We start from the raw sequence: 11,158 nt of genomic DNA on the forward strand, positions 1-11,158 counted from the left end.
CCGCCCACCCCATCTCGTTTTTCCTTCTGCAGCGGTGGCTAGGCCAAAACCTCGATGGCGATAGCCAAGGAGAAGAGCACCGCATATACGACATTGACCATGCCGGTCTGCTTGAGCACCAGCACCAGCATTGGCAGCTGCTGCTCGCGAAGCATCAGCAGCGATGGAGCCACTGCAGGAACGAAGGTGAGCAGGACCAGCCACATCCATGGGAAGGCGCTGGTGGCCAGCAAAGGGAGGAGGATGGCTACCGCCAGCATCAGCACGTAGCTCAAGCGGGCATTGTGTTCGCCAAGGCGCACCGCCAAGGTAATCTTTCCCACCTCTTTATCGGTAGGAATGTCTCGCACATTATTGGCCATCAGCAGGGCGCAGCCAATCAGGCCGGTGCCGATGGCACCCCACAGCGAAGCCATGGTCAGCTGGTTGATCTGGGTGAAGGTGGTACCCAAGGTGGCGACCAAGCCGAAGAAGATGAAAACGTAAATATCGCCCAAGCCGCGGTAGCCGTAGGGGTTCTTGCCGCCGGTGTAGCCCCAAGCGGCGAAGATCGCGGCGACGCCTACCAGCAGCAGCGGCCACGAGGAAGAAATGATGACCAGGACCAGACCGAAGATGGCGGCTAGCCCGAAGCAGCCGAAAGCGGCATTGCGCACGTTCTTCGGCTCGGTGAGCTTGGAACCGGTCAGGCGCAGCGGGCCGACGCGTTCGTCATCGGTGCCTCGGATGCCGTCCGAGTAGTCGTTGGAGTAGTTCACTCCGACCTGGAGCAGCAGGCCCACCAGCAGAGCCAAGACGAAACGGAACCAATGAACGGTTCCAGTTTCGCCCAGCGCGGCTGCGGTACCGATGACAACCGGGGCAATGACGATAGGCAAGGTGCGCAAACGCGCCCCAGAAACCCACTGGGAAAGTGTGGCCACTTTCTGTCCTTTCAGGGCAAGCGGAAACTCGTACCCTCTAGTTTCCCGCGATTAGGCGTGCAAGGCGAATCGAGACTAGTCGCGAACGCCTAGTTCTTCGATGACCAGTTGTCGATTGAACTTGCCATTAGGCAGCTGCGGCAAGCCAAGAGGGTAGTGGCGCACGTGCTTGGGCACCGCTTCCTTGCCCAAGGTCCGGCGCACCGCTTCGAAGGCATCGGCGGTATTGGTCGGGCCCGCATAGGCCAGGCCAACGCTGTGGCCCCATTGCGGATCGGGCACCGGGACCACGATTGCCTGCGTGAAGAATTCTTCCAGCAGCCCTTCAATCTTCGATGCCGAAAGCTTGATGCCCCCGGTATTGATCACATCATCGATGCGTCCAATGATCTTCAAGCGCTGTTTTTCAACGGTGCCCAGGTCATCGGTGACGTACCAGCGGACACCATCGCGTTCAATGAAGTGCTCGGCGGTGGCTTCGGGGGAGTTGGCGTATCCGTCGGCGAGCATGGGGCCGGCGACCCAGATGCGCCCCTCATGCGCTGCCAGCTGCACGCCGGGAAGGGCCGTGCCGTTGTAGACCAGGCCGCCGGAAGTTTCCGAGGACCCATAGGTCTGGAAAATCTTCAGCCCATGGTGTCGGGCGCTGACCAGCAGGTCCTTGCTGGCTCGCGCGCCGCCCAAGAGGATGGCGTCGAAACGCTTCAGCGCCTGCAAGGTTTCCGGCGCCGGGTTATCCAGCAGCCGGGCAAGCTGGGTTGGAACCAGCGAGGTGATCCGGCGGGAGTCGATCATTTGATTGGCGGCTTCGGTGAATGCCGTGGCCGAGAAGCTGCCCTCGGTGTCCATCACCACGGGCTTGGTGCCGGCGAACAATGAACGCGTCAGCACGCTCAGTCCCGCGACATAGTGCACCGGCAAGGCCAGCAGCCACTGGCCTTCGAAGCCGAGGAACTCGGCCGTGGCCTGCGCACTGGATGCCAACGCCGAAACGCTGAGCACCGTGCGCTTGGCCCGGCCGGTGGAACCGGAAGTCCGCACCACTGCCATGGGCTGCTCGAAACCTGGCAGGTCCTGTGGTGCCAAGTACTCGATGCGCCAGCCGTTGGGGTTGCTCTCATCGAGCAATACCTCAACGGCCGGCCCCCCGTCATTGGCCGCCGTGGCCAAGGCTGCGAGCAGTTCAGAGAGTTGTCTGTCCATATCCGGTCCTCGTTCCGTCGCGGAAGATTAGAAGTAGTAAGGGTAGTTGGACCAATCCGGGTCGCGCTTGCCCAGGAACGCGTCGCGTCCTTCTACTGCCTCATCAGTCATGTACGCCATGCGGGTGGCTTCGCCAGCGAAGACCTGCTGGCCGGCCAAGCCGTCATCGGCCAAGTTGAAAGCGAACTTCAGCATGCGGATGGCCTGCGGGGACTGGCGGGCGATGTCGGCTGCGTACTCCAGGGCCACCTCTTCGAGGCGTTCGTGCTCTACCGACTCGTTGACGGCGCCCATGCGGACCATGTCATCGGCCGAGTACTCGCGGGCAAGGAAGAAGATTTCGCGGGCGGTCTTCTGCCCGACCTGGCGGGCGAGCAATGCCGAACCGTATCCGGCATCGAAGGAACCGACGGTAGCGTCGGTCTGCTTGAACTTGCCGTTCTGCTTCGAGGCAATGGTCAGATCCGAGACCACGTGCAGCGAATGGCCGCCACCGGCAGCCCAGCCGTTGACGACGCAGAGGACAACCTTGGGCATGGTGCGCATCAGGCGCTGGACTTCCAGGATGTGCAGGCGCCCGGCACGCGCCGGGTCGATGGATTCGCGGGTCTCGCCTTCGGCATAGCGGTAGCCGTCACGGCCACGGATGCGCTGGTCGCCGCCGGAGCAGAATGCGTGTCCGCCGTCCTTTTCCGAGGGGCCATTGCCGGTCAGCAGGACAGTGGCCACGTCGCTGGTCATGCGGGCATGATCCATGGCGCGGAACAGCTCGTCCACGGTGTGCGGGCGGAAGGCGTTGCGCACCTCGGGGCGGTCGAAAGCGATGCGCACGGTCGGAAGGTCGCGCACGATGCTTCCATCCGCCGCTCGCTGGACCTGGCGATGGTAAGTGATGTCGGTGAAGTCGAATCCCTCGACCACGCGCCAGCGCGTTGGATCGAAGACATCGGAGACCTTCTCGGGCAATGCGGAATTATTCAGGCTACTCACCCTATGAATGCTAGTCGGTTTCGTCCGGAACTCTAAGAAAGGAGGAGTAGACTTTTCACGGCCCGACTCGCGGTTGCGCGTGGAATCCCCGCCCGTACGGCTTGGACCATCCAGTGAATCACCGGATTCATTTCACGATTTTTGCACGGATTCATTGAACGCGTCCGTAGGTCAGGAGTTCATCTATGCCATCTGGTCAGCATCGCCCGGCAACCCCGGAAATCAGTGCCGAGGGCTACAAGAAATCCCTGAGCCGCCGCCACGTCCAGATGATCGCGATCGGAGGAGCCATCGGTGTGGGCCTGTTCATGGGCTCCGGCGGGCGCCTGGCCTCGACCGGTCCGGCGCTGGTGCTGTCCTATCTGGTAGCTGGCGCATTGGCCTACCTGCTGATGCGGGCACTGGGCGAACTGATCATGTACCGCCAGACTTCCGGTTCCTTCGTCTCGTATGCGGCTGAGCTCTTCGGCCCCAAGGGCGCCTTCATCTCCGGATGGATGTACGTGCTGAATTGGATCATGACCGGCATTGCCGAGCTGATCGCCATCGGCCTGTACTTCCAGTATTTCTTCCCGAATGTTCCGGTAACCGTTTCCGCGTTCTGCGCGTTGCTGCTGCTGGTGGCCATCAACCTCTTCAGCGCCAAGGCTTTCGCAGAATTCGAGTTCTGGGCAGCTTGCATCAAGGTGACCGCGATCGTCCTGTTCCTGGCCGTGGGTACATACATGGTGGTGACCAACGCACAGGTGGGAGACCACACCGCGTCGGTGGCCAACCTCTTCATCGGCGATGAGAACGGCGAGGGCGGAATGTTCCCCCGTGGTTTCTTCGTCAGCATCCTGGTCCTGAACTCGGTGATCTTCGCCTATAACGCCATTGAACTGGTGGGCATTGCCGCCGGCGAGATGGAGAACCCGGAAAAGGAAGTTCCATCGGCAATCCGTGCGGTGGTCGTTCGCATCCTGGTCTTCTACGTAGGCAGCGTCTCCCTGCTGGCCATGGTGCTGCCATGGAACGAATACGAATCCGGGGTCAGCCCGTTTGTCACGGTCTTCGAGAAGATGGGCCTGGGCTGGGTTGGCAGCGCGATGAACCTGGTGGTGATTACCGCTGCGCTGTCCTCGTGCAACTCGGGCCTGTATTCCATCGGCCGCATCCTGCGCACCATGAGCGGCAATGGGCATGCTCCGCAGTGGCTCGCGAAGATGAACAAGCACTTTGTTCCCTCGACCGGCATTATCACCGTGGGCGTGGTCTATCTTGCCGGCGTCATCCTGAACATCTGGCTCGGAGATTCCTTCGCCTTCGACCTTGCCTTGAATACCGCATCCATCGGCGTGCTGTTCACCTGGGCCTCGATTTTCGGATGCCAGCTCATGCTGCGCAAGAAAAAGGGCTCTGTTTCCTCGCTGCCCATGCCCGGGTCGCCCATTACCGGTTGGGTCGGATTGATTTCCTTGCTGGTTATCACCGTCCTGATTTCTTTCGATACCTTGACCGGGGAAAACGGCGAGGTCTTCCCGGTGGGGCTGTACACGATCGCCACAATTCCGGTGTTCGCCTTGCTGTTGTGGGGCGGATGGCATTTTGCTCGCAAGCACGCCCGGCCGGGCATTGATTTCTAGGCCGCCAGCGATTATGCGCCAGCCGCCAAGGGGAGCAGTTCAACTGATGCGCCCCCTTGGCGGCTGGATGGCTCAGGACGTTCGGTTTTCATCGCGCTGCACCGCAGCGAGGATGCCGGTGTCCAAGGCATCGGGAATCGCGGTGCCGCGCAGCGAAGCGCCGGCGGTCTCCGGCATGAACTTGATGGCGATCGCACCAATCACGCACGCTGCCATCATGTAGATGGCCGGGAAGAGCAGGAAACCGGTGGCATTGATGGCCGCTTCATTGACCATCGCGGCGGTGCCGCCGAAGACCGCCGTAGCGATGTTGTAGGTAATCGCGAATCCTGCGAAGCGCACCTGCGAAGGGAACATCGCCGGGAACGTCGCGGTAATCGTGGCCAACTGCGGAATGTAGAGCAGACCCAGCACGGCGAAGCCGACAATGGCCCAGGCGAAGGACTTGCCCATCAGCCAGAACATCGGTACTGCCAAGACGAACAGGCCAATGACTGAGGCGTACCACATTGGCTTGCGTCCGACCTTGTCCGAAAGCGAGCCCGCAAATGGAATTACGGCCATCATGGCCACCTCGCCGATCAGGATGGTGGCCAGCGAAGCGTTGGGGTCCAGCCCCAACTGGGTTTCCAGGTACGTCGGCATGTAGCTGAGCAACGTGTAGTTCACGACGTTCAGCGCAATGACCAGTCCGGTCATGGTCAGCATGGGGCGCCAGTAGGTGAACACCAGTTCCTTGAGCGACCCGCCCTGCTGGGCTTCGCCGGATTCTTCCATCTCCTGGAAGACCGGCGTGTCCTCCAATCTGCTACGCAGGTACAGGCCGATCAGGCCCATGGGCAAAGCGAGGAAGAATGGGATGCGCCAGCCGTAAGCCATCATGGCTTCCTCGCTGAGCACCACCTGCAGGCCCAGCATCACGGCGGTGCCGAGGGCGAAACCGCCCAAGGTGCCGAATTCCAAGAAGGAACCGAAGAAGCCGCGTTTGCGATCCGGCGCATACTCGGCCATGAAGGTTGCCGCGCCGCCGTACTCGCCACCGGTGGAGAAGCCCTGGATCATGCGCAGCAGAACCAGCAGGATTGGCGCGGCGACGCCAATGGCTTCGAAGGTTGGCAGGATGCCGATGAGGAAGGTGGCCAGCGACATCATGATGATGGTCAAGGCCAGGATCTTCTTGCGCCCCAGCTTGTCGCCCAGCGGGCCCCAGACCAGGCCGCCAATCGGGCGGACCAGGAAGGAGAGGGCGAAGGTGGCCAAGGCCATGAAGGTGCCGCCCTCGGTGGGGAAGAAGTGGGCAGTGATGTAGGTGACGGCCACGGCATAGACACCGTAGTCGAACCACTCGGTCATGTTGCCCATGGCAGATGCCGCAGTGGCCTTGCGAACTTCTTGCCGGCCTTCTTGCGTGTTCATGTCCGGCCCGATGTCATGGTCCAGGTCGGGAGCGAAATTATGTGCATTCGAGTTGTCGTTTGGCTGGCTATGTTCCGGTTGCATTGCTGCTCCGTTGTTTTCAGCTTTCCGTCGACCGATCGCCCTAAGGCCAGATAGGAATTCATCGCCTTGGCCGCGGTCCACGATCCGGGAGTTCCCCGGAGTCGGTTAAATACCAGAGGCTATTCGAATCAATTTCTAAAATCAACCACTGACATGGAATTGATTGCCCGCAATTGCGGACAGAACGGGGGTTGGCCCGTGGCCCGGCCATGTGGTCCCGGCGGCCTGGAAATGCTCAATTGTGAAAATCCGGCGACCCGCGACTTTATTATTGAACGAATGGTCGGTAAGTTTAGGTGTTGAGGGTCACTAATCATTTTGGCATAAGGAGCACAGATGACCGAGGCATTTCTCGTAGGTGGAGCACGCACGCCGGTAGGCCGTTATGGAGGTGCGCTCAGTGCTGTGCGCCCCGATGACCTGGCCGCGCTGACTATTCGCCGAGTCATTGAAGACGCGGGCATCGATCCGGCCGACGTTGATGAAGTCATCTACGGAAACGCCAACGGCGCGGGCGAAGAGAACCGCAATGTTGCCCGCATGGCTGCGCTGCTGGCCGGCCTGCCCGTGACCGTCCCGGGCATCACGGTCAACCGCCTCTGCGCCTCGGGCATGAGCGCCATCACTATGGCCAGCCACATGATCAAGGCCGGCGCCGCGGACATCGTGATCGCCGGCGGCACCGAATCCATGTCGCGGGCACCTTGGGTCATGGAAAAGCCTTCCAAGGCCTTCGCCAAGCCGGGAGCAACCTTCGACACCTCCATCGGCTGGCGCTTCACCAACCCGCAATTCCTCTCCGGCCAGTACTCGCGCGATGGCAAAGCCACCTTCTCGATGCCGGAAACCGCCGAGGAAGTCGCCCGCGTCTACAACATCTCGCGTGAGGATTGCGACCAGTTCGCCGTCGAATCCCACGCCAAGGCCATTGCCGCCATCGAGGCCGGGCATTTCCGCGATGAAATCGTTCCGGTCACTGTCAAGGGACGCAAGGCAGAGAGCATCGTGGACACCGACGAGGGGCCACGGCCAGGGACCACCATGGATGTGCTTTCCGCCCTGCGCCCAGTAGTCAAGGGAGGAAGCGTCGTCACTGCTGGCAATGCGTCGACGCTGAACGACGGAGCGTCGGCAATCCTCGTGGTCTCCGAACGGGCCATCAAGAAGTACGGACTGGCGCCTCGCGCCCGAATCGTCGACGGGCAGGCCGCGGGCCTGGAACCAGAAATCATGGGCATGGGACCGGGCCCGGCGACCCGCAAGGTACTTGAACGCGCGGGACTGGGCATTGACCAGATCGGTGCCATGGAAATCAATGAAGCCTTCGCCAGCCAGTCCCTGGCCAGCATGCGCGAGCTGGGGGTCGATGCAGGAATCGTCAACCGCGACGGCGGCGCCATCTCGCTGGGCCATCCGCTGGGTTCCAGCGGTTCCCGCATTGTCATCACCCTGCTGGGCCGCATGGAACGGGAGCTGGCTTCCGAGCAGCGCAAGCTGGGCATTGCCACCATGTGCGTTGGCGTGGGCCAAGGCACCGCGATCTTGCTGGAAGGCGTCTAGAAGTGGGCGATTTGAACAGCGGGTTCACCACCCTCAAGCTGGCGGAAACCGATGACCGCCTCTGGGTGCGCCTGCACCGCCCAGCGGTCCGCAATGCCATTGACCAGGCCATGGTCGACGAGCTGCACACCATCTGCGATTATCTGGAGAAGAATCCCAAGATCCTGATTATGGCTGGCACCCCCGCAGAGGCAGCGAGCGAAGCGAATCCCAAGGGGCGCAAGGGCATCTTCGCTTCCGGAGCCGATATTTCCCAGTTGCGCGAACGCCGCCGGGATGACGCGCTCGCCGGGATCAACTCGGGCATCTTCGACAGGATCGCCAAGTTGCCGATGCCGGTGGTTGCGGCATTGGACGGCTTCGCCCTGGGCGGGGGCGCTGAACTGGCCTACGCCGCGGACTTCCGCATCGGCACCCCCGAGCTGCGCATGGGCAACCCGGAAACGAATCTGGGCATCATGGCCGCCGCAGGCGCCACCTGGCGGCTGAAGGAACTGGTCGGCGAGCCGCTGGCCAAGGAAATCCTGCTGGCTGGCAAGGTGCTCACCGGCGAGCAATGCCTGGCCGCCAACCTGGTGACCGAACTGCATCCGGCTGCCGAGCTGGATGCCGCCGCCGATGCACTGGCAGATCGCATAGCAGCCCAGGATCCGCTGGCGGTGCGCATCACCAAGTCCGTCTTCCATGCTCCGCGCGAAGTCCATCCGTTGATCGATACCTTGGCCCAGGGCATGCTTTTCGAGTCCCAAGCCAAATTCGACCGCATGCAAGCATTCCTAGATCGAAAGAAGAAGTAACCATGAGTGCACAAACCAGCTTCACCACCGGAGCGTTGCCGCAGCAGATGGGCGTGCTCGGCGGCGGACGCATGGGTGCCGGCATCGCCCACGCCTTCTTGACCAGCGGCAGCACCGTTCTCGTTGTTGAACGCGACGACGAGGCGGCGCAGGCGGCCTATGAGCGCGTAGCCGGATCCGTGGACAAGTCCATTGCCCGTGGCCAGATCAGCGAAAGCCGCGAAGAGCTTTTGTCCCGCTTCTCCACCAGTACCGACTACGAGCAGTTCGCCAGCGCGCAGCTGGTGGTTGAAGCCGTTCCGGAAATCTGGGACCTGAAGGTTTCTTCCCTGCAGGCCGTGGAGCAGGCACTGAACGCCGAGGCGGTGCTCGCTTCGAACACCTCGTCGCTGTCGGTCAGCGGCTTGGCCAAGGAATTGCAGCGTCCCGCGAACTTCCTGGGCTTGCACTTCTTCAACCCGGTTCCCGCCTCCACCCTGATCGAGGTCGTGATCGGCAAGCAGACCGATAAGACCCTGGTGGACGCATCGCGCGGATGGGTTCAAGCACTGGGCAAGACCGCAGTGGTGGTCAATGACGCTCCCGGGTTCGCTTCTTCCCGCTTGGGCGTGGCTATCGCCTTGGAAGCCATGCGCATGGTCGAGGACGGCGTAGCCAGTGCCGAAGACATCGATAACGCGATGGTCCTGGGATACAAGCACCCTACCGGCCCGCTGAAGACCACCGACATTGTCGGTTTGGATGTGCGCCTGGGCATTGCCCAGTACCTGCACGAGACTCTGGGGGAGCGTTTCGCTCCGCCGCAGATCCTCAAGGACCTGGTGGCCCAGGGCAAGCTCGGACGAAAGACCGGCCAGGGCTTCTACAGCTGGTAAACGGCTGAAGCCAGTTGCGACGCCCGTAGCCCGGGTCCCGGGGTCCCCGGAATGGCCGCCTAGGGGATCAGGCCCCGGCTGCGAGCGCGCAACACCACATCAAAGCGATTCGTGGCACCCAGCTTTCGCACGGCCGAGGCCAGATAGCTTCTGACGGTGCTTTCGGCTAATCCCGGATGCGTCGCAATCAAGGCGTTGCGCTTGCCCAGCGCCAGATGGGAAAGCACATCCAGCTCACGCGGCGAAAGGTTCGAGGGGCCGTCGATTGCCTGCGGCGCTGGCCCCTGCCCTGGGCGCAGCATCGTGCTGGCCGTGCTGAGCCGTGCGGCGAGCTCCGGATCCTGCACCATCCGCGCAATATCGCGCAGCTCGGTGTAGAGCGCATTGAAATCTTCTTGGCTCAATGCCATCTCCGAGGGGTGCGCGGCCTGCGGTTCGTAGGCACTGAGCACCGCCATGCGCCTCTGGGTCTCTTCATGGACCGATAGTTCCCAAGCGAGCCGGCGGGCCTCTGCTGCGGCGGCGGACAGCATTCCATCGGTCAGCTGCCGGCGGTTTCGCAGTCCGGCATAGATCAGCGCACGCACCTGGTCGTCAACCACGACCGGTACTGCCAGCAAGGCCAGTATTCCCTCGCCGCCAATTTCCCGGTCATAGCTGTGAATGATTTCCGGGGTCTCATGGTACGAATCCGTGGCAGCCAATTGACGCCGCGATAGCGCCAAGCCGCCTAGGCCCTCACCGGGCTTGACCACCAGGCCACGCAGCGAACCGGTGCGGGTTCCTGCGAAACAAGTCAGCTTCGTACCCGTGGACCGGGCGAAACCGCCAAAGGCAACTGGCAGGCCGGTGCGTGCCGCCGAAGTATTGAGCGTGCGGTCCAAAAGGGCTATTTCGTGCGAAGAATCAGTGGTCGCCGGCTACCTCCTTTAGATGGTAGTGATCCGACTCACCATCGATTTAGGATACCTGCTAAAGGCAAGTGATCGGCATCACTTGCCTGGATTGAACTGACCGCTGACACGATGGAGTATCCGCCATGACCGCACTGCTGACCCGAGAAGACCCCGTTGGAATCGCCTCACCAGCCGCACCGGCCAAGCCGGGCCTGGCTGACCCTGCGGCACTGGGATTGGGCGCCTTGCGCTGACAACCTTTGCGCTGAGCCTGTCCAACGCCGGGATCATTCCAGAAGCTGGCGCCGCCGTCCTGGCGATTGCCCTATTCTACGGTGGCTTGGTCCAGCTGATTGCTGGCGTCATCGAATTCGCGAAAGGCAATGTCTTCGGCGCCACCGCGTTCACTTCCTATGGCGCATTCTGGATGGCCTTCTGGTGGCTGGAAACCAACCCGGAGGTAGCGCAGGCGGCGGGCCCGGCGGGCCTCGGTCCATTCCTTCTGGGGTGGACCATTTTCACCGCCTACATGACGGTCGCCGCCCTGCGTACCAATGGCGTGCTGGTTGCCGTGTTCACCATGCTGACCGCGGCCTTCATCTGCCTGACTATCGGCGCCTTCACCGGCAGCACGCTGATACATGAACTCGGAGGCTGGTTGGGCCTGTTTACCGCATTCCTGGCCTAGTACGGCTCCTTTGCCATTGTCACGAACGCCACCTGGGGACGCCAGGTCCTGCCTACCTGGGCGAAGTAGGCCGCGGAAAGCTGGTCGCAGGCGCGGGGGGG

10 protein-coding genes are annotated in these 11,158 nt (G+C 62.0%); 5 read left to right on the top strand and 5 right to left on the bottom strand.

The genetic code is table 11. The annotated features are described in order from the left end of the window. Window positions 1-38: 38 nt before the first annotated feature. From ACNPM8_RS05870 to ACNPM8_RS05880, 3 genes are all read right to left on the bottom strand, one after another. Window positions 39-923, bottom strand: a complete 885-nt coding sequence (locus tag ACNPM8_RS05870) for a 1,4-dihydroxy-2-naphthoate polyprenyltransferase (RefSeq protein WP_332485940.1) — start codon at window positions 921-923, stop codon at window positions 39-41. Between the two features lie 75 nt (window positions 924-998). Beyond that, on the bottom strand, window positions 999-2,126 hold the full coding sequence (locus ACNPM8_RS05875) for an AMP-binding protein (protein ID WP_105656945.1): 1,128 nt from the start codon (window positions 2,124-2,126) through the stop codon (window positions 999-1,001). 27 nt (window positions 2,127-2,153) lie between these two features. Beyond that, on the bottom strand, window positions 2,154-3,116 hold the full coding sequence (locus ACNPM8_RS05880; protein WP_181148809.1) for a 1,4-dihydroxy-2-naphthoyl-CoA synthase: 963 nt from the start codon (window positions 3,114-3,116) through the stop codon (window positions 2,154-2,156). 185 nt (window positions 3,117-3,301) lie between these two features. On the opposite strand from ACNPM8_RS05880, the gene ACNPM8_RS05885 reads away from it, so the two are divergent. Continuing rightward, window positions 3,302-4,741, top strand: coding sequence for an amino acid permease (locus ACNPM8_RS05885; RefSeq protein ID WP_105656944.1), 1,440 nt, complete (start codon window positions 3,302-3,304; stop codon window positions 4,739-4,741). 72 nt (window positions 4,742-4,813) lie between these two features. On the opposite strand, the gene ACNPM8_RS05890 is transcribed toward ACNPM8_RS05885, so the two are convergent. Next, window positions 4,814-6,241, bottom strand: coding sequence for an MFS transporter (locus tag ACNPM8_RS05890; RefSeq protein WP_332728231.1), 1,428 nt, complete (start codon window positions 6,239-6,241; stop codon window positions 4,814-4,816). A gap of 336 nt (window positions 6,242-6,577) precedes the next feature. Here ACNPM8_RS05890 and ACNPM8_RS05895 point away from each other — a divergent pair, with 336 nt between their 5' ends. The 3 genes from ACNPM8_RS05895 to ACNPM8_RS05905 are packed head-to-tail and all read left to right on the top strand — an operon-like array spanning window position 6,578 to window position 9,473. Further along, entirely contained in the window at window positions 6,578-7,801 is a 1,224-nt protein-coding gene (locus ACNPM8_RS05895) for a thiolase family protein (RefSeq protein ID WP_448939444.1), read from the top strand. A gap of 2 nt (window positions 7,802-7,803) precedes the next feature. Next, window positions 7,804-8,598, top strand: coding sequence for an enoyl-CoA hydratase/isomerase family protein (locus ACNPM8_RS05900; RefSeq protein WP_388022861.1), 795 nt, complete (start codon window positions 7,804-7,806; stop codon window positions 8,596-8,598). A gap of 2 nt (window positions 8,599-8,600) precedes the next feature. Beyond that, window positions 8,601-9,473, top strand: coding sequence for a 3-hydroxyacyl-CoA dehydrogenase family protein (locus ACNPM8_RS05905; protein ID WP_133833586.1), 873 nt, complete (start codon window positions 8,601-8,603; stop codon window positions 9,471-9,473). A 59-nt stretch (window positions 9,474-9,532) separates the two neighbouring features. Here the strand turns inward: ACNPM8_RS05905 and ACNPM8_RS05910 are convergent, their stop codons facing one another. Further along, window positions 9,533-10,357 (bottom strand): helix-turn-helix transcriptional regulator, encoded by an 825-nt coding sequence (locus ACNPM8_RS05910; RefSeq protein WP_400342000.1) that lies wholly within the window; start codon window positions 10,355-10,357, stop codon window positions 9,533-9,535. A 301-nt stretch (window positions 10,358-10,658) separates the two neighbouring features. On the opposite strand from ACNPM8_RS05910, the gene ACNPM8_RS05915 reads away from it, so the two are divergent. Next, the gene (locus tag ACNPM8_RS05915; RefSeq protein WP_388063455.1) at window positions 10,659-11,057 is read left to right on the top strand and encodes an acetate uptake transporter; all 399 of its coding nucleotides are present in this window, start codon (window positions 10,659-10,661) and stop codon (window positions 11,055-11,057) included. The last annotated feature ends 101 nt before the right edge of the window (window positions 11,058-11,158 follow it).

Source organism: Glutamicibacter sp. AGC46 (assembly GCF_053543715.1).